The sequence below is a fragment of the Ectothiorhodospira variabilis genome (genome assembly GCF_022227625.1).
GTDB classification, from domain to species: Bacteria; Pseudomonadota; Gammaproteobacteria; order Ectothiorhodospirales; family Ectothiorhodospiraceae; genus Ectothiorhodospira; species Ectothiorhodospira haloalkaliphila.
The window spans coordinates 18,298-36,843 of record NZ_JAJNAO010000010.1; the positions used below are offsets into that span (position 1 = coordinate 18,298).

Below are 18,546 nucleotides of genomic sequence, written 5' to 3' on the forward strand. Positions count from 1 at the left end.
GGCATTGGCCTGTCTCAAAAGGTCGATCCGGTCCCGTGACCGGGGGGGACATTGATCAGATAGAAATCCGGATGTGCCTCCAGCCACCGGCGAATTTCGGGGCTGGCCTGGAAATACGCGCCTTGGAACACCAGCGCTGTCGGCCTGTCAGGCAGCAGGTCGTGCAAGCGCTGGAAGAGCGCCATGTACTCACCCGCCGCCGGCGGCGCCCACAGGCAACGGGTGTGAAGCACCCCCCGCTTGCCGTGCAGATAGAGCTGATAACGGGGCCAAACGGAGGCCGGCTCAGACCGCGTCCCGGTCACCCTCACGCCCCCCTGCCAGACGCCGCCGCCGGCCTTGCGCACCGCCTCCAGCACCGGCTGTACTTGCTGGCGATACCAACGGCCAGCGCTGCTGCGTTGCCGCGCCAGGGCTGTCAGTGCCAGTGGCTCGGGCTTGAGGTCACGGGCCTCCAGCCAGTGGTCGATGGCGCGAGCCGAGACCGGGTGCCCCACCTCGCTCAAGGCATCGGCGAGCCCACGACTGCTCCAGGCCGGCTCGCCGGAATCGGGGGTCATGGTGAGCCTCGCGCACAGCACCTGTTGAGCGGCGACATCGAGTGTGCCCCCCTGCCCCGTCTTGCGCCCCCGTGGGCGCACAGGCACCGCCGTCCACCCCCCTTCCCGGAAGGCCTTCCAGGCTGCGGACACGGTGGGTGCAGAAAGCCCGGCCCGGGCGGCGGTTTGGGCAACGGTGTGGCCATCCAGGCGCAGCCGCACGGCTTCCAGGCGGCGCTCATTCAGCACTTCGGGCGATAAATGTTTAGTGGACAATAAACGATTAAACCTTTGTTTTATCAAGCTTTAAAAAAGAAAACGAGAGGCCTTATCCAACCTGATCAAGCCACATCATAAAAGCACTATCACAATCTCACAAGCCCACCGCAATACCACCTCCCGGCACAGGAGGCGGCATATGACAGAGAGGCTGTGCACTGGCCGCCGGCTCGGTTAGTCTATCGAACAGTTGCGCAGTACTCCCTCGCGAGTCCCAACAAAAGGCATACCTGAACATGGACAGACACCTGGCAACGGAGAAACAGTGGCTGCGGACGCGGTTGGAGTCCCTGATCGACGCGGCTCGAGAAACCGAACAAAAGCTCAACCGTCTCGCCGCTCTCGAACTGCGACTGCTGGAAGCGCATGAGTTCCCGGCGGTCCTGGGGATTCTCCTGGAAGATCTCAAGACCGGTTTCGACCTGGACCAGGTGGCCCTGGTGCTCTGCGACGACCAGAATGACCTGCAAACGGCACTGGAAAGTCACAGTCTGCCCGAGCACTGGCCGCTGCGACTGATCGCAGACCCTGCCCCACTGCGCCCCCTGCGGGAACCCACCCTGGGCTCACCAGGGGATGATGATCCCCACGTCCTGGATTTTTGTGGCATGAAAAAACTGAGCAGTCGGGCCCTGCTGCCACTCAGGCGGGGCACGGACCCCATTGGTCTGCTGGTGCTGGGCAGCTGCCGGGCTGAACGTTACAGCACCGACCAGGATACCTACCTGCTCAAGCGACTGGCGGCGGTGGTATCGGTGTGCCTGCAGAACACCCTTTCCGCGTGGCGGCTACGGGAAATCGGTGTGACGGATCCTCTCACGGGCATGCGCAATCGCCGTTTCTTCGACCAGCGACTGCAGGACGAGATCCTGCGCATGGAACGGGAGGGCCACGCCCTGGCCTGCCTGTTCGTGGATATCGACCATTTCAAGCGGGTCAACGACGATCACGGGCATGCCACCGGAGACCATGTCATCACCGCCGTGGCACAGCGCCTTGCGCACCACCTGCGCAGGTTCGATTTGCTGGCCCGCTATGGCGGAGAGGAGTTCGTCATTCTGCTACCGGCTCTGGAGCCCGCTGAAATACATGCCGTGGCCGAACGGATGCGCCATCAGGTGGAAGCCACCCCCGTGCCCATGGATCAAGAGGGTGAAATCCACGTGACTGTCTCCATCGGCGCCGCCCGTCTGCCGCCAAGACTGCTGAAGGGAGAACCCCCCGAGCAACGGGCGCGGGCCCTGCTCAACGCGGCGGATCAGGCCCTGCTTCAAGCCAAGGAATCAGGCCGCAACCGACTGGTCATCTCCCAGGAATTCCGTGATGCAGGGTTGACGTGACAAGCCAACGACCGGGATACCCCGCCAACCCGGCACTCAGCCTCCACCATCCCGTTCCAGCGTGCCCCCTGACAACCGCTCGTACACCTGAGCGCCCGCTTCAAGATCGTGACAGCGCAGGATGGCGGCCCGACCAGGCGTGGCGTTATCCGGCTGCACCCGCACCCCGGCGGCTTCAGCGGCCTTCAGGCTGGCCTTGCTTAAATCAGCACTGCCAAACACGGAGATCACGAAGCCGCCCTCGGGGGCCGATGGTGGGGTGAATGGCGCCCCATCAGCCAGAGCCACCCAGGCCGGCAGAAAATCCGGGCCGTAGAAGTCAAAAAAACCATTGGACCCCCTGAGGTGGACCTCGATGGGCCGCCCGCCGATCAGTTCGATATTGCACAGGCCGTTGTAACCGGACAGATGACGCCCCACCCAGTCATGAATCCAGGGCTCCAGTTCCGGCAGGGAAGCGCCGATTTCCCAGTAAATGGGCCGCGCGGCATCTTTTTCGGCCAAGGCCCGGGTGTGGGCGAACCAGCGCACCACACCCTCCTGAACCAGACAGTCGGTGCTGGTGTGCAATCCGGTCAAGCGCTCACACCAGAAGCTTCCGGGCTCCGCAGGCACATCACCCGCCCGCATCGCCCGGGCATCCAGCCCCATGCCAGACAGATTGGTAATGGGCTTGACGAAGACTTCATCCCCCGGCGCGATACCCAGATCCATGGGCGTCACGCCGCAGGGGGCGGCGCTCAAACCTGCGTCCAGGGCCAGCCGCAACTTGTCGTAGACATCGCGGTAACGCGGGTTCAGTCGCCAGGCAGCCGCATCCGAAACGGCCACCTCTCGCCGAGGTTCAGGCTGGAACAGGTACCTGCGTTCCGGTAGCACGCCAACAAAGGGCATGTTTCAACCCACCTCCGCCAGCTGATCCCCGGAGTCCTCATGCGTCCGCGTCACCTGGCACAGCAGCGACTTGAATGCCGGGAAGCCGCTGATGGGATCCAGCCTTCGGTCGTCGGTGAGTTCGTTGACGTTGGCGTGATTCCAGCCGTGGGCGCAGTGCGCCACACCGGGCTTGATACGGTCGGTCACGCGCGCCACAAACCGGACCCGCCCGCGCGGCGAGGCCACCTCGACCGCGTCCCCATCACCGATACCGCGGGCGGCAGCATCATGAGGATGCAGTTCCACCAGAGGATCGGGCACTGCCCGACGCATGCGTTCCAGATACTGATGCTGGGAGTGGGTGGCATGCTTGTGACGGGCACCACTGGTGAGCACCAGCGGGTAATCCCGGGCCAGTTCGGGTGTGGAAACAGGACTTTCCGCGGGCTCGCACCACACGGGCAGGCCGTCGTGCCCGGCATCGCGCAGCTCTCCGGCATCGAATTCCACCTTACCGCTCCGGGTCTTGAATCCTTTCAGGCGATACTGGCGATCCCCCTCCAGGAAGCCATGTTCCACCAGTTCATCCAGCACTCCCGCAAACACGGTCACTCCATCCGGGTCGTTGTACACCTGCTCACGGATGCTTTCCGGAATCCCCTCGGCGGCTTCAGCCCAGCAGGCTTCCAGATCGCCGTTCCAGAACTGATCCGCCATCCCCAGGCGCACCCCCAGATCCAGGAAGACCTCCGCATCCGGGCGCGCCTCACCACGGGGTTTGACGGCGGCGCGCCGGTAGCGCAGTTCGCCACGGAAATTGCACCCCGGATAGGCGATCAAGGCCGTGCGTTCCAGATTGGTGGCGGCGGGCAGGACGATGTCTGCCATGCGCGTGGCGGGGTTGTGGAAGAAATCGGATGCAGCGAAAAAGTCCAGCGCCCCCAGCGCCTGCTCCATGCGCTGCGAGTGTGGCCACATCACCGTGTTGATGCCCATGGCCAATAGCGCACGAATCGGTTGAGGCCGCCCTTCCAGAATGGCATCGGGCAAGAGCATGCTTTGCGCCGCCGGCCAATGGCGGGTCCACACCGGGAAGGTCTCATCGCCGATGCGCGGTGGCAGGTTCTTGAGGCAGTGATCGAACAGATCGATGGGCTTGGGAGTGACCTTGTCATTGAAGAAGCGATTACCGCCCTCGCGGTCGATATTGGCCGTGACGGCGGCCAGCAGGATGACGGCCCGGTGATTCTGGAAGCCGTTACTGTGCTGCACCGTGGACGTGGGTGAGAGCATGATCTGCGCCGGCGAATGGGTGGCATACAACCGGGCTGCACGCTCCAGATCAGCCACCGCAATGCCACAGATGGCCGCCACCCGCTCCGGCGTGAATGCCGCCACGTAATCCCGAAACGCCTCCACACCGTTGCCCCATTCGTCCAGGAAGGCCTGGTCCTGCCAGCCATGCGCGAAGATGAGGTGGTGCATGCCCAGTGCCAGGGCCCCGTCGGTACCGGGCCGGATCTGCAAGTGAACCTCGGCCTGCTCCGCCAGGGGCGTGACGCGCGGATCCACCACGATCATGGGCCGTCCGGGTTTGGCCCGGGCCAGGGCATGCTGATGAAAGGGCGGAATGGACCCGCGCGGGTTGGTGGACCACACCAGCAGGCAGCGAGTGGCCTCTGAGGCCACCGTGGAGGATGTCTTGATCTTGGTGCCAAAGGTCACCTCCTCCGCCACCTTGGTGGAGGAAAAGCAGCAACCGCTCTCGGTCATGTAGTTAGGCGATCCGAAGGCGTGGGCCAGGCGCTGCAGTTGGGGGCGGGCCTCTTTGGTGTAGCCTGCGAAAAAGGCCACCGTCTCGGCGCCATGTTGCGCGCGCGTGGCACTCAGGCGCTCGGCAATGGTGTCCAGCGCCTCATCCCAGGAGATGCGTTCGAACTCGCCCCCACCTCGGGGCCCCACCCGCCGCAGCGGATGGATCAGTCGATCCGGATGGTTGCGCCGATCCAGCTGCACATAACACCGGGGGCAGTCGGGGCCCTCGATCTTCACGGGCTCGCCACCGGGATCGAGGGTCACGTCGATGGCGCAGTTGGCATCACACTCGTAGCAGGTACTTTTGACGGTGGCCATGGGGTCGGTCGTCCTCGAGAAACGCCGGTGAGGCAATGGATTGGGGAGTTTCTGAACCGTGCACTTGAGTATGCGGGAGATCCGCCGGTCATTCGAATAACCGGGCGGAAAGTGAGGTATCGGCCATCAGGCCGAACCGGCATCCGGGTCTTCCGGCTCGACAATCGCGATCACCATCTGCCTCAAACCCATGACCGCGAAGATGGAGATGAAGGCGACAATAGGGTTCAGAGCGACCCACCAGACCACGAAGCCCAGGATCAAACCCGCCTGCTCCACGCGAAACATGCGCTCTGCGATGAAGAGCGTGAGCGACACGCCCAGCACACGCACCCAAAAGTCATTTCTCGATACGGCGGCGGCAGTCATATCCGCCGACCGGGCTGACAGGGAGGCCGACCACACGCCCACCAGGATCGTCACGAGCGATACGCAAACAGCTACCCAAAGCATGGCCCTGCCCTCCTGCTGAAAAATGCGGATGATTGATGACGCCTTGATCAGTTATTCGGACCGCATCATGTTCTATAAGGTTCTAAAAACACAATCCAAAAATGGTCATAAGAAATAAAGGGCGCTTGACAACCGTGGGATGGAGGCCTCATCTTTATATAGACCGATCCATCTATATACGGACACCCCATGCCAGCCTCCAAACGCGACCAACTGCTCGCCACGGCCGAGCAACTCTTCTATGAGGAGGGCTTTCATGCCACGGGGATCGACCGCATCGTCGCGGCCGCCGGGGTCGTGCGCATGACGCTCTACAACCACTTTGCCTCCAAAGAGGCCCTGGTGGCCGCCGTGCTGGCGACGCGTCATGAACGCTTCATGGCCAGCCTCGATACGGCAACGGCCTCCGCGGTGCCGGGCCAGGTGACCCGGGCCCTGGTGGATGCCCATGGTCGTTGGCTGGAAGACCACAGTCCGCATGGCTGCATCATGGTCAAGGCGATGGGCGAGTTCGCCGAGCACAGCACCGAGATTCATGCGCTGGCAGTTGCCGCCAAGACCGACCTGCTGGCGCACCTCGAGGCCAGCCTGGCCCGCGACGGGCTGGATCACCAGGAAGGCCTGGCGCGACAGCTTTTCATGGTGCTGGAAGGCAGTAACACGGCCGTTGCCCTGCAGGGCACACATACGGCCCTGGCGGATACGCAAGCACTGACGGACACCCTGCTCTCAGCAGCCCAAGGCAAAACTGAATGAAACCCTTATCTCCCCTCGGCATGGCCACACTGGGCGGCGGCATCATTGCCATCACCTACGGCCTGGCTCGCTTCGTGTTCGGGCTCTTTTTGCCCGAAATGCGTCAGGAACTGACCATCACACCCACCATGGCGGGCGTGATCGGCTCCCTGCCCTTTTTAAGCTTTGCCTTCGCCATCGTCGTGGCCCCCTGGATAACGCGCCGACTCGGGGTCCGTCGCGGGGCGGTCACGGCCGCCGGGCTCGCCACGCTGGGGCTGCTGACCATTTCCCAGGCACCTTCAGCGCTATTTCTGGCTGCAGGTGTGCTGATCTGCGGTATCAGCACCGGGCTGTCCTCGCCGGTCATGGCGCAAGCGGTTCACCGCGTGGTGCCCTCCCACCTTCGCGGCAGGGTCAATGCCACCATCAACGCGGGCACCAGCCTGGGCATCGCCCTTGCCATGCCCGCCGTATTGATCTGGGCAGAGGCCTGGCGTAGCGCCTACGTGGGCTTTGCGGCTCTGGCCGCTGTGGGCGTCCTGGCGGCCCTGGTCTATCTGCCCCGGGATGCACGTCCCGCTTCCCGGTCGAGCGATCACACCACCACCCCGCCCATACACTGGATGCAGTGGCTTGCGATCAGCCGGTTGAGTGGCATGGCCTTCGCCATGGGGTTGGTCAGCGCGGCCTACTGGGTATTTGCCCCCGACGCAGTGATCACTTCTGGCGGACTGGTGTCCAGCCAGACCGCCTGGATGTGGCTGGCGGTGGGGCTGGGTGGAATGGCGGGATTCACCGCCGGTGATCTCATTTCTCGCTTCGGGCCGGCACTCAGCCATGCTGGCGGACTCACCGTGATGGCAGCCGCCATCGGGTTGCTGGCCCTGAATCCCGGAAGTTTCGCGCTGGCCCTGACATCCGCAGCCCTGTTTGGCGTCGGATACATGATCCTTACCGGCTTCTACCTGGTCCGGAGCATCCAGATCATGGACCAGGCGCCGGCCCTCGGTCCGGTCATGCCGCTGCTGGCCACGTCCCTGGGCCAGGTGGCCGGCTCCCCATTGGCCGGCTGGCTGGTGGACACCCAAGGCCATGTGACCACCTTCATGCTCTTCGCCATCGTGGGCGTGAGTGTCGCCTGGCTGTTCTCGTGGTTATTGAATGAACGCGGCACGGCGGTGGGTCAGACCCCTTGAATCGCCGCCCCCCGAAGACGCATCGCTTCTGTCAGGCCAGCCGATCCAGTCGCAGCCGCTCGCGTTCATCAAACAGGCGCCGGGCCCCCAGCCAGATCGCGCCCAGGGTGCCAAAACCCGTGCCGGCGGTGATCAGAAACATGACCAGAATCTGATATTTCACCGCCTCCATGGGCGGTGTGCCGGCAAGGATCTGGCCGGTCATCATGCCTGGCAGACTGACAATACCGGCGGCGGCCATGGCATTGATGATGGGCATGAGGCCACTGCGGGCCGCATCGCGGCGGATATCCTGAATGGATTCCGACCAGGTCTGCCCCAGGATCAGGCGCCCCTCGATGGTGCGCCGCTGTTGCCAGGCCGTGGTGGTGAGACGGTCCAGCCCCAGGGCGATGCCCGTCATGGTGTTGCCCAGCAGCATGCCCAGCAACGGGATGGCGTACTGGGGCTCCCACCAGGGGGCCGGGCTGATGATGACCGTGAGGGCCAGGATGGTGGCCGTGAAGGCCGAGGTGAACATGGCCAGTGTGCCAATGCCGTATCCCCACCAGCCCCGAAACCGCCGGGCCTGGCGCGCCATGACCTCGCGCCCCGCCACCAGCAGCATGATCAGCGCCATGAGGGCCACCCAGTACAGGGCTGCGTGTTCGAACAGGGTGGTGAGTACCAGACCAATGAGCAGCAACTGGATCACCGTGCGTGCCGCCGCCACCAGCAGGCTTCGGGAAAGCCCCATGCCCACGCGGCTCGTCAGGACCGCCAGGGCAATCACCAGCAGAGCGGCAATACTCAGATCCCAGGGAGAAAGGTAGATCACATCCATGCTCAGGACCTCGATGCCATTGCCGGGTCGGCCAGCCGCCCCTGATCCATCATCAGCAAACGGCCACCCAGCCTGTCGCGCTGCTCGTGATCATGGCTGACCCAGATGACCCCGGCTTCCCGTTCCCTCACATACCCCATGACCAGCGCTTCCATGCGCAGGGTGTTTTCAGGATCCAGGTTGGCCGTGGCCTCATCCAGGAGCAGCACCCTCGGGCCGTTGCCCAGCATCCTTGCCAGCGCCAGGCGCTGACGCTCGCCGCTGGAGAGACGTTCCACCTCCCATTGGCGCACCTCCGGGGTGAATCCCAACTGCTGCAGCCAGTCGTCCTGCACCCCCGTGAGATGCTCATCCACGGTGTCCGCCCACCACACGGGATCTGCCGGCAGATACCCTACCTGACGCCGCCATAAGGCCGGAGGGATGGTGGCCCGCGGCTGGCCGGCCAACCACACCTGACCACGATGGGGGTCCAGATCGGCAATGGCCCGAAGTAGCAGCGACTTGCCCGCGCCGGAGGGCCCGGCAATGAGCAGCAACGCCCCAGGCGCCAGTTCCAGATCGACCGGCCCTACATGATCGGATTGCAAACCCGTCAGTTTCAGCAAGGGGTCAGCGGTGACGGCGTAGGTGGGGGCATCCATCACCACAGTATACCGGACGAACGATCCGCTATACTGTGCCCGAAAATTCATCAACCCGCTGTCGGGTGCCCGTTCGTCCACGGGAGAATCGGGAATGCGGTGGGGTGATCGATCAAGGATCACCGAGTCCGCAACGCGCCCAGCGCTGTGAGGGGGATCGCGCAGACATCGAGCCACTGCCATGGGCGGGAAGGCGTCCGCGCGGGACGAACCCGAGTCAGAAGACCGGCCCGACAGTTTCTTTGCACGGCAGCAAGGCCGGGCTGCCGTCCCACCTGCTTGAACAAGGGGAACAACATGCAGGCTGGTGATTCAACACCTGATCAACACCGCTTCAACGAGGCCGAACGCAAGGCCATCTATCGCAACATGCTCTGCCGGAGAGACGTGCGGGGGCAATTCCTGCCCGACCCGGTGCCCGATGACATGCTGGCCCGCATCCTGACCGCGGCCCATTTTGCACCCTCGGTGGGCTACATGCAGCCCTGGAGCTTTGTGGTCGTCAAGGACCCACAGATCAAGCATCGGGCCCATCAGGCCTTCACCCGCGCCAATGAGGAGGCAGCAGGGATGTTCGAAGGCGAAAAGCAGGAGACGTATCGCAGCCTGCGCCTGGAAGGCATCCTGGATGCGCCCATCAATCTGTGCATCACCTGCGACCGGGACCGCGCCGGCCCGGTGGTGATCGGTCGCACCCACGACCATCGGATGGACCTGTACAGCGTGGTCTGCGCCGTGCAGAACCTGTGGCTGGCGGCACGCAGCGAGGGGCTGGGCGTGGGCTGGGTGAGCATCTTCCGGCCCGAAGACATCCGACAGGTACTGAATCTGCCCGATGAGATCGTCCCCGTGGCCTATTTATGCATTGGCCGGGTCAGCCACTTCCATGACAAGCCCGAACTGGAAGCCGCCGGCTGGCGTCCCCGGTTACCGCTGGAGCAATTGATCCATGTGGATGGCTGGGGGCATGCCCCTGCCGAGGACGACGAACTGGTCAAGGCCGTCCAGGCATGCCAGGCCAGGGCAAGCCGCTCCGAAGTCCCGCTTTAGGGCCTGCGCTCCCGCTCACCCTGTGCTCGCCTCCGTCGGCGCCCCTGCGGGTGCCGACGGCATTCGGCCCGTGCAAGACCTCACCGTTCGTGAATCCCCTGCTACGCTCATGGTAGGGCCGCTCGGGCCGACTGCGTGGGGATGAACCAAGATGACAAGAAAACGCCTTGTGGTCTGTTGCGACGGCACCTGGGCCAAGGAAGAAAACGAGACCCATATCTTCCGCCTGTTCAGGATGATTTCCGAGGCGCCCGCCAACGATGCCTATCAACTCAAGGAATACGTACCCGGCGTGGGCTCCTCGCGATGGACCCGTTTTCGCGGTGGGGCCTTTGGTTTCGGACTCAATGAAAACCTGCAACGGGCCTACAACTGGTTGGTGGAGCATTACGAACCCGGTGATGAGATCTTCTGTTTCGGTTTTTCGCGAGGTGCCTACACGGCGCGGTCTCTTTGCGGGATGATCGGCACATCCGGCCTCTTCTGCAGGCAACATCGGGACGACACGGATCTGGCCATGGATTACTACCGGGCACCCCCCGAACGAAGGCTGCAAAGCCGCCAACACCGTCGACTCCAGCGCATCACGCGTCATCCGGAAGAGACCCTGAGCGTGCGCATGCTGGGGGTTTTCGACACGGTCGGTGCCCTGGGTGTACCTATCCCTACGCTGGCCTCGTTTGCCCAGGGGGGACGACGGGTCAACTTCCATGACACCACGCTGGGCCCCCTGGTGGAGAACGCATTTCACGCCATGGCCATCGACGAGCAACGTGGCCCTTTCAAGCCCACCCTCTGGACGATGCCGGATAGAACCCCGCCCCAGGCACGGCGATTTGATGGCAGCACAGTGGAACAGCAAGTGGTGCAGGCCTGGTTCCCTGGCGTTCATTCCGATGTGGGCGGCGGCTACGACAACAAGGCCCTGGCCGATGTGCCTTTCCTGTGGATGTTGCGCGAAGCCCAGGCGCTGGGGCTGCACATGGAGGATGATGTGATGGATGAATGGCTGTCTCCCAACCCCTTTGCCCCGGCCCATGATTCCCTGAATCTCCAATACAAGCTCACCGCCTACTGGCCATGGATCGACGACAACCGCCCACGCCTCATCGGTGCTCAGGCCCGGCATCGGGCTGGTCTGGGCATGGCACGGAACGCCATGATCCACCAGGCCACCCTGGATCGCATCCAGCAGAGCGCGCAACTACCCCCGGAGCAGTCCCCCTATCGGCCCGCGAACCTGGTGAACGACCAGGGAGAGCTGCTGGAACCGATGGATGCCGTGAACACCCGTTAGGGCCCTCGCGGCCTGACCGGGGGCAGAGAAGTGATTCATGTGGTTATACTGGGGCAATGACTTCTGCCAAACCCACCTCACATGACCCCGGCCCCCGCATCTGGGTGGACGCGGATGCCTGCCCCGTGGTGATCAAGGAGATCCTGTTTCGTGCGGCACAGCGCACACGGATCCCTGTCACACTGGTGGCCAACCAGTTCATCCAGGTGCCGCGTTCGCCCTTCATCAAGACGATGCAGGTGGGTGCCGGCTATGACGTGGCCGATGATGAAATCGTTCGTCTGGTGTCACCGGGAGATCTGGTCATCACCGCCGACATCCCCCTGGCCTCACAGGTACTGGACAAACAGGGCCAGGCGCTCAACCCGCGCGGTGAGTCATACACCCAGGACACCATCCGCCAACGCTTGCAAATGAGGGACTTCATGGACACCCTGCGGGCAAGCGGCGTCGATACCGGCGGCCCTCCAGCCCTCAGCCAGAGCGACCGGCAGGCCTTTGCCAATCAACTGGATCGTTGGCTGCAGCGAAACACCCGTGCCTGACCCGATGCCGTACCACGGCATTCCCCATGCAAAGGAGTTCTGATGAAATTCGCCCGTACCCTGACAATGATCGCTGCCGCCACCACCTGGGTGATGCTGTCCGCCTGCGGCGGCGAGGAAACCGCCTCGGAAGTGCCGCTGATGGTGCTGGCCTCCCAACCCGCCAGTCATGACGGCCAGTTGATCACCACCCAGGGGGTGGTGCGCCATCTGGAGGAACCCTCGCACTACTGGATCGAGGATGAGCAACTGCGCCGTGTGGCCGTGGAACCCGACGACTTGATTGCCCCCCACCTGGGGGAAACCGTCAAGGTAACCGGCCGTTTCCATTACGCCCCCGAGGAAGGGCGCAGTCTGCGCCTGCAGCAGGTAGAACCCTTGGAGTGAACCGATCTGCTCCCTGCTCCCTTCAGGTCAAGGGGCAGCTCAAGGGATCAGGCCATCAATCTCTTCAACAGACACATCCATGCGCGAGGGAATCACCAGTGGACCAAACTGGTTGAACACAGGCACATCCGAGGCATCCCGACCGTAGCCCAGCCGCACCCGCCCCGCCTCAGGCTCGGACTGGGTGGGGTCGAAGGTGAACCACTGGCCACCCACGTACGCCTCGAACCAGGCATGCAGGTCCATGGGCACCAACCGGTACCGATAGCCCACCACATAGCGCGCCGGGATACTCAGGCTTCGACATAGGGCGACCCCGATGTGGGCAAAGTCGCGGCATACCCCGTTGCCCCGTTCGATGGCCTCCTGGGCCGAGATGGGAGTGGGATCGGAGTCGGTGAGATACGTCATGTGCTCATGGGTCCAGCGGGCAATGGCCTCCACCTGGTCGTAACCGGGAATCTTGCCACGCACGATTTGCGCAGCCTGCTGCCCCAGGCGATCGGAGTCGCAATAGCGGCTGGGCGTCAGATACATGAGCGTGTGATCCGGCAAGTCCTGCACCAGCACAAAGGGCGCTCCCGGCACCCGATCCAGTCTGGGGGGCACGCGCACATCTGACTGCACCTGTACCTGGAAGTGCCCGGGCGGCGCCGTCAAACGTTGCCAAAGATTGCCGTACATATCGGTATATTCGATGATCGGCATGCCGGGCGACACAGTGTAGCGGTCCTGGGCCACCCACTGGTGCGCATCGCTACGCGGTCGCATGAGCAACAACATGGGACTCTCCACCTGAAAGTCCATCTCAAGGGTACAACCCACCCGCAACCACATAGATCGACCTCCCAGGGTCGTTGCCAAAAATATTCAAGCCTCCCCCTCACAGGGGGACGCCGTGACGCCGCGCACCTATCCGGTTTACCGCCCTCTCGTCGCAGTTTACGCCGCCACGAGGGCGAAATCTCGTTAACATGCTACATTCTTGCCCTCACCCCTTGAGCGTCCACTGGCGCGTCCTGATCACGCCCCAGAATCTCGAATACCGGCAGGCGCCATGACCGAATCGCTCCCCCCTCAAAACGATGCCAAGACGTCATCCCCGGAGCCTCCCCGAGGGGATGAGGAGCGGTTTCGTGCCCTGGCCGACGCCGGCCAGGCGCTGATCTGGACCTCTGGCCTGGATATGCAGTGTGACTGGTTCAACCGCGTCTGGCTGGCATTTACGGGTCGCACCATGGATCAGGAACGGGGCGCAGGCTGGACCGAGGGGGTCCACCCGGCGGATCTGGATGACTGTATCGCGATCTACACCGAAGCCTTCGAGCGGCGACAACCCTTCAGCATGGACTATCGACTGCGTCACCACAGCGGTGAGTTCCGCTGGATTCAGGACGATGGCCAGCCTCGCTACGGGGCGGATGGCGCCTTCCTGGGGTATATCGGCCATTGTCTGGATGTGACCCGTCGAAAGGAGGCGGAGCTCACCAACCGGGTGCACAGTCAGGTACTTGAGCAAGTGCTGGAGCATGCCCCCCTGCGCGATATCCTGCGCACCATCGCCGAGGGTATCGAGAGACTGCTGTCCAACCGGCGGGCAGCCATTCAGCTGGTGGACGAGGAAAACCAGCTCCTGCTGCTGGGCGCCGCACCCAGCCTACCCATGGAATACAACATCACCTGCGATGGACTGGCCATCGCCGAGGGGGTCGGGTCCTGCGGCACGGCCGCAGCCACCCTGCAACGAGTGATCATTGATGATGTGACCACCCACCCCTTTTGGGAAACACTGGCCAATGCCGTGCGGGAAGCAGGGATTGGGGCTTGCTGGTCCGAGCCGATCCTGGACTCCCAGGGCCAGGTCATCGCTACCTTCGCCACCTACCGGGATGATCCCGGCAGCCCCGATGAACATGAGATCCAGACCGTACAAGCCTTCTCAAACCTGACCCGCCTGGCTATCGAGCAGACACGCCAACAGGGCCGCCTGGTGCTGAGTGACACTGTCTTCAGGGCCGCGGGGGATGCCATTTTCGTGACTGATGCCGATGGCATCATCCTGGAAACCAACCCGGCCTTCACCCTGCTCACCGGATACACCGCCGGGGAAGCTGTCGGCCAGAACCCAGGACTGCTCAGGTCGGATCAGCATGATCAGCCGTTCTTTACCCAGCTTTGGGAAATGCTGCTCGCCACCGGCCAATGGGAAGGCGAACTCTGGAACCGCCGCAAGGATGGCTCCCTGTTCGCAGCCCAGACCACGATCCGTGCGGTTCCGGACACTTCCGGGCAGACCCGGCACTTCGTGGTCGTTTTTTCGGACATCACTGAACGCAAGGCCCTGCAGGCCCAACTGGAGCACAATGCCAGTCACGACCTGCTCACGGGACTTCCCAACCGGGCGGTGTTTCAGGACCGCCTGCACCAGGCCATGGCCATGACCGATCGCTCAGACGGTCTGCTGGCAGTGATCTATCTGGACCTGGACGGCTTCAAGCAGGTCAACGACCTACTCGGCCATTCCGCCGGGGACGCCCTGCTGGTACAGGCAGGGACGCGGTTCAACGCCTGCCTGCGCCAGCAAGACACCCTGGCGCGTATCGGCGGGGACGAGTTCGCCGGTATCCTGCTGGACCTGAAAACCCCGGCGGATGCCCAGCCCGTGCTGGAACGCATCCTCGGGGCCTGCAAGGGCCTGTGCGATTCAAACCTCCATGGCGAAGCATCCATTTCGGTAAGCATCGGCGTGAGCTTCTACCCCCAGTCAACGCCCGTGGAACCGGATGGTCTGCTGCGACAAGCCGACCACGCCATGTATCAGGCCAAGCAGGCGGGACGCAACCGGTATTGCTTCCATCGCTGAAGCCTGCGCCACGCAAGGCCTTTCTCATGGCCAGACACCGCCTACGACAGCATGTTGCGCAGCATTGAGCGCACCTCCTCGCGGACGATTTCCCGGATGCGCTCCTCCGAGATGGGCGACTCCGGCGGCGGCAACGCCTCCAGACGATCGCTGATCATGGATGCCACCATCGCGTCCAGGCTTCCGGTGGGTGCTCGAGCCTCGGCGAGGCTCTCGGATGGCGGTGTGTTCTCCGGCTCTGCGGCCATATGGGCCTCCTCCTGTGGGTCCTGCTGTGTCATGGTCGGCTCTGGCTCCGGGGTCGGTTCCGGGTTGGGCGTCGGTTCTGGCTCCGGGACAGGCTCTGGATCAGGCGTCGGCTCCGGCTCGGGCTCGGGTGCCGCTTCAGGGATCATCCCGGGGTGCAGCGGGGTGGGTGCCGAGCGGCGCTCGGGCTCGGAACCCACCATGTCCAGCAGGGCTTCTTCAGGGTCCTGAAAGGGCTGGCTGTCATCGGCATCGTCGTTGCCCTCGGGAGGCTCATCAATGACGAATCGATCCAGCTCACCATTCTCGATCCACTGCGCCCACTGCTCATACAGGGCTTCCTTGTCGTCAACGCCCTCCACATCGCCGGAGATGAAGGAGGATATATCCTTGACGTGGTACTTTCGCTGCACATAATCCGCCAGCAGCGGACCCACCTCCTCGCTGCCGCGGGTCAGGGCCACCAGCCTCATCAAGCTCTCGGATTTGGCACTCATCTTGTTTTTCCTTGATCAGTCATGAAGGACACTCACTTCAGGATAGCGGCATCGGAGGCCCCGGCTTAAGCCCATTGCTTTGACCGCTCTGGCGGGGCCGTTATACTGCCACCTGCCGGCGCACCAGTAGAACATGGCACAGCGCCCGCAATCATCCCGCCCGGGTGGCGAAATTGGTAGACGCAAGGGATTTAAAATCCCTCGGCCCCAGGCCGTGCCGGTTCGAGTCCGGCTCCGGGCACCATATTCCATCGGATCAGTCCAAATGGATATCACGGCGGCAGGCACCTGTCCCGCCCGCCGCCGACCGATGTGCTGGAGGTGATCCCAGATGAACAACGTCATTGCCTGTGTCGACGGCTCCCGTGCTTCTCCGTCCGTCTGTGATTACGCGGCCTGGGCGAGCCGACGCATGGACCTCCCTGTCATGCTGCTACATGTGAGCACACCGCCGGAGACCGCCACAACCCAACAGGTCCGCGAGGAGTTGACCCTGGGACACCGCGAAGCGCTCCACGGTGAGCTGGAGCAGGCAGAACAGACCAGACGACAGCTGTTGAATAAACAGGGGCAGGCCATTTTGAATGATGCTGCGGACCGCCTGATGCGCCAGGGTATCCTGGAGCCCGGCAATCTGCTGCGCCAGGGAGACATCGCTCAGGTGCTCAGGGAACTGCAGAGCGAGGCCCGCCTGGTGGTGGTGGGCCGCAGGGGAAATGACTCCGGGGACGACATGCGGCACGTGGGTAGCCATCTGGAGACCATGATCCGCACCCTGGGTCCCAAACTCCTGATCGTTCCCGAGCATTACGCTCCCCCGGAACGGTTCCTGATTGCCTACGACGGCAGTGACGCTGCCAACAAGGTGGTGGCCCGGGTGGCGCAAAGCCAGCTCCTGAAAGGGCTGCCGGGCCACCTGCTCATGGTGGGCAAGGATACCGCCGACAACCGCGCCACGATCCACGCAGCGCAGAGCATGCTGGAGCGTAAGGGCTTTTCCATGCAGGCAGCGTTGCGCCCTGGCCCGGTGGAAGCGTCCGTGACTGACTACCTGGAGGAGCATGACATCCAGTTACTGCTCATGGGGGCGTTCGGGCATTCCAAGGTCCGACAATTCTTCGTGGGCAGCACGACCACGCGAATGCTCAAGACATGCCGCATACCGCTGCTGATCCTGCGCTGACACCCGACACCCATCCCCAAGCCCCCCTTGGACCGGGATCAGAAGCCTGTCCCGGCAGGAATCCAATGCCACCCGTCAAGAAACCATCTTCCAGCGATTATCCACGGCCAGCCAGACGTCCCTGGCTGCGTTCCCGTCAGCCCACCTACCGGATTGCTGCCGTGGGTGTGGGCCTGCTGATGGTGGCCGGGCTGGGCATCTACATCGGCGTGGGCTACCTGGGGGGCGTGCCCCGGCAACTCGTACTGCTGTTTTCTGCGCCAGGCATCCCCATGGGCTGGTGGTTCCTGACCATGTCCACCTGGAACGCCGGCCCCATCAACAGCCTCATCATCCAGGGCGCCACCGGCGCCTGCCTGATGACCCTGGGGATTCTGATGCTGTTCGGGGCGTATGGCGGGATCTTCCTCGTCAGTCTGGGCCTGATGTTGCTGGCCTGTTTTCACTTTTACCTGGCCGTGCGCAGCTTCCGACGCCGGCTCTGATCTCTCCTGAAACCCGCAGACCCCACATCATGCGTATTGCACTCATTCAACAATCCAATACCGATGACACCCAGGCCAACCTGGACAAGAGCCTGGCGGGCATCCGCCGGGCAGCCGAGCAGGGGGCCCGATTGGTCATCCTGCAGGAATTGCATACGGGCCCCTATTTCTGCCAGACGGAGGACACCGGAATCTTCGATCTGGCCGAACCCATCCCCGGCCCCACCACGCAGACCCTCTCGGAACTGGCGGCGGAACTGGGCGTGGTGATCGTCGGCTCGCTGTTCGAGCGTCGTGCTGCCGGTCTCTATCACAACACCGCCGTGGTGCTCGACAGCGATGGCCGCCTGGTCGGACGCTACCGCAAGATGCACATCCCCGATGATCCGGGGTATTACGAAAAGTTCTACTTCACCCCTGGCGACCTGGGCTTTCATCCCGTGGACACCTCCGTGGGCCGGCTGGGGGTGCTGGTCTGCTGGGATCAGTGGTTCCCGGAAGCCGCTCGGCTCATGGCACTGGCAGGCGCCGAGTTGTTGATCTATCCCACAGCCATTGGCTGGGATCCGGACGACAATGCCGAGGAACAGGCGCGCCAACGGGAGGCATGGATCACCGTGCAGCGGGCCCATGCGGTGGCCAATGGTGTGCCTGTGGCCGCCTGCAACCGGGTGGGTTTCGAGGCCGATCCCTCCGGCGTCGGCGCCGGGAGCCGGTTCTGGGGCAGCAGTTTCGTCTGCGGCCCGCAGGGGGAATTTCTGGACCAGGCCTCCACCGATGAGGAGGCCTGCCTGCTGGTGGATGTGGATCTGGCCCGGGGCGAGGCTGTGCGGCGTATCTGGCCCTTCCTCCGGGATCGACGCATCGATGCCTATGAGGACCTGCTCAAACGCTACCGGGATGACTGAGCCGATCCCGGACGGAATTTCGGGCGATGATTCCAATCTTATCAACGACACGGCCCCCATTTCC

The 18,546-nt window shown here is 63.4% G+C and carries 19 protein-coding genes, 1 tRNA gene and 1 riboswitch; of the genes, 12 read left to right on the plus strand and 8 right to left on the minus strand.

Annotated features, from left to right (window positions below; translation table 11 throughout):
* Positions 1-14 precede the first annotated feature (14 nt).
* Positions 15-815, minus strand: coding sequence for a helix-turn-helix domain-containing protein (locus tag LPW30_RS10825; protein ID WP_158407555.1), 801 nt, complete (start codon positions 813-815; stop codon positions 15-17).
* A gap of 239 nt (positions 816-1,054) precedes the next feature.
* On the opposite strand from LPW30_RS10825, the gene LPW30_RS10830 reads away from it, so the two are divergent.
* Positions 1,055-2,158, plus strand: a complete 1,104-nt coding sequence (locus tag LPW30_RS10830; RefSeq protein ID WP_239680857.1) for a sensor domain-containing diguanylate cyclase — start codon at positions 1,055-1,057, stop codon at positions 2,156-2,158.
* A gap of 36 nt (positions 2,159-2,194) precedes the next feature.
* On the opposite strand, the gene LPW30_RS10835 is transcribed toward LPW30_RS10830, so the two are convergent.
* From LPW30_RS10835 to LPW30_RS10845, 3 genes are all read right to left on the minus strand, one after another.
* Complete coding sequence (locus tag LPW30_RS10835) at positions 2,195-3,052, minus strand: hypothetical protein (protein WP_239680858.1); 858 nt, start codon at positions 3,050-3,052, stop codon at positions 2,195-2,197.
* Positions 3,053-3,055: 3 nt separating this feature from the next.
* Positions 3,056-5,167 carry a molybdopterin-containing oxidoreductase family protein gene (locus LPW30_RS10840; RefSeq protein ID WP_239680859.1) on the minus strand — a complete coding sequence of 704 codons (2,112 nt, stop codon included), beginning with the start codon at positions 5,165-5,167 and terminating at the stop codon, positions 3,056-3,058.
* 126 nt (positions 5,168-5,293) lie between these two features.
* A complete protein-coding gene (locus LPW30_RS10845) occupies positions 5,294-5,620 on the minus strand; it encodes a hypothetical protein (protein WP_025281926.1) in 327 nt (108 codons plus the stop codon).
* Positions 5,621-5,809: 189 nt separating this feature from the next.
* Between LPW30_RS10845 and LPW30_RS10850 the strand changes: the two genes are divergently transcribed.
* Entirely contained in the window at positions 5,810-6,376 is a 567-nt protein-coding gene (locus LPW30_RS10850; protein WP_239680860.1) for a TetR/AcrR family transcriptional regulator, read from the plus strand.
* Entirely contained in the window at positions 6,373-7,554 is a 1,182-nt protein-coding gene (locus LPW30_RS10855) for an MFS transporter (protein ID WP_239680861.1), read from the plus strand. The genes LPW30_RS10850 and LPW30_RS10855 overlap by 4 nt, the downstream gene beginning before the upstream one ends.
* A 31-nt stretch (positions 7,555-7,585) precedes the next feature.
* Here the strand turns inward: LPW30_RS10855 and LPW30_RS10860 are convergent, their stop codons facing one another.
* Complete coding sequence (locus LPW30_RS10860; protein WP_025281928.1) at positions 7,586-8,377, minus strand: ABC transporter permease; 792 nt, start codon at positions 8,375-8,377, stop codon at positions 7,586-7,588.
* A 2-nt stretch (positions 8,378-8,379) separates the two neighbouring features.
* Positions 8,380-9,021, minus strand: a complete 642-nt coding sequence (locus LPW30_RS10865) for an ABC transporter ATP-binding protein (RefSeq protein WP_239680862.1) — start codon at positions 9,019-9,021, stop codon at positions 8,380-8,382.
* A 46-nt stretch (positions 9,022-9,067) separates the two neighbouring features.
* A riboswitch (cobalamin riboswitch) is annotated at positions 9,068-9,269 on the plus strand.
* Between the two features lie 49 nt (positions 9,270-9,318).
* Here LPW30_RS10865 and bluB point away from each other — a divergent pair.
* From bluB to LPW30_RS10885, 4 genes are all read left to right on the plus strand, one after another.
* Positions 9,319-10,071 (plus strand): 5,6-dimethylbenzimidazole synthase, encoded by a 753-nt coding sequence (bluB, locus tag LPW30_RS10870; RefSeq protein ID WP_238625093.1) that lies wholly within the window; start codon positions 9,319-9,321, stop codon positions 10,069-10,071.
* A gap of 151 nt (positions 10,072-10,222) precedes the next feature.
* Positions 10,223-11,368 (plus strand): DUF2235 domain-containing protein, encoded by a 1,146-nt coding sequence (locus LPW30_RS10875; protein WP_239680863.1) that lies wholly within the window; start codon positions 10,223-10,225, stop codon positions 11,366-11,368.
* A 56-nt stretch (positions 11,369-11,424) separates the two neighbouring features.
* Positions 11,425-11,913 carry a YaiI/YqxD family protein gene (locus LPW30_RS10880; protein ID WP_025281932.1) on the plus strand — a complete coding sequence of 163 codons (489 nt, stop codon included), beginning with the start codon at positions 11,425-11,427 and terminating at the stop codon, positions 11,911-11,913.
* Between the two features lie 42 nt (positions 11,914-11,955).
* A complete protein-coding gene (locus LPW30_RS10885; RefSeq protein WP_239680864.1) occupies positions 11,956-12,300 on the plus strand; it encodes a hypothetical protein in 345 nt (114 codons plus the stop codon).
* A 39-nt stretch (positions 12,301-12,339) separates the two neighbouring features.
* Here the strand turns inward: LPW30_RS10885 and LPW30_RS10890 are convergent, their stop codons facing one another.
* A complete protein-coding gene (locus tag LPW30_RS10890) occupies positions 12,340-13,137 on the minus strand; it encodes a transglutaminase family protein (protein ID WP_239680865.1) in 798 nt (265 codons plus the stop codon).
* 220 nt (positions 13,138-13,357) lie between these two features.
* On the opposite strand from LPW30_RS10890, the gene LPW30_RS10895 reads away from it, so the two are divergent.
* Entirely contained in the window at positions 13,358-15,163 is a 1,806-nt protein-coding gene (locus LPW30_RS10895) for a sensor domain-containing protein (protein WP_025281935.1), read from the plus strand.
* A gap of 41 nt (positions 15,164-15,204) precedes the next feature.
* On the opposite strand, the gene LPW30_RS10900 is transcribed toward LPW30_RS10895, so the two are convergent.
* Entirely contained in the window at positions 15,205-15,906 is a 702-nt protein-coding gene (locus LPW30_RS10900; protein ID WP_025281936.1) for a hypothetical protein, read from the minus strand.
* Positions 15,907-16,064: 158 nt separating this feature from the next.
* Here LPW30_RS10900 and LPW30_RS10905 point away from each other — a divergent pair.
* From LPW30_RS10905 to LPW30_RS10920, 4 genes are all read left to right on the plus strand, one after another.
* Positions 16,065-16,150, plus strand: a tRNA-Leu gene (locus tag LPW30_RS10905).
* An 87-nt stretch (positions 16,151-16,237) separates the two neighbouring features.
* Positions 16,238-17,089, plus strand: coding sequence for a universal stress protein (locus tag LPW30_RS10910; protein ID WP_239680866.1), 852 nt, complete (start codon positions 16,238-16,240; stop codon positions 17,087-17,089).
* Between the two features lie 65 nt (positions 17,090-17,154).
* Positions 17,155-17,574 (plus strand): hypothetical protein, encoded by a 420-nt coding sequence (locus LPW30_RS10915; protein ID WP_025281938.1) that lies wholly within the window; start codon positions 17,155-17,157, stop codon positions 17,572-17,574.
* 29 nt (positions 17,575-17,603) lie between these two features.
* Positions 17,604-18,482, plus strand: a complete 879-nt coding sequence (locus LPW30_RS10920) for a carbon-nitrogen hydrolase (RefSeq protein WP_239680867.1) — start codon at positions 17,604-17,606, stop codon at positions 18,480-18,482.
* Positions 18,483-18,546 lie beyond the last annotated feature (64 nt).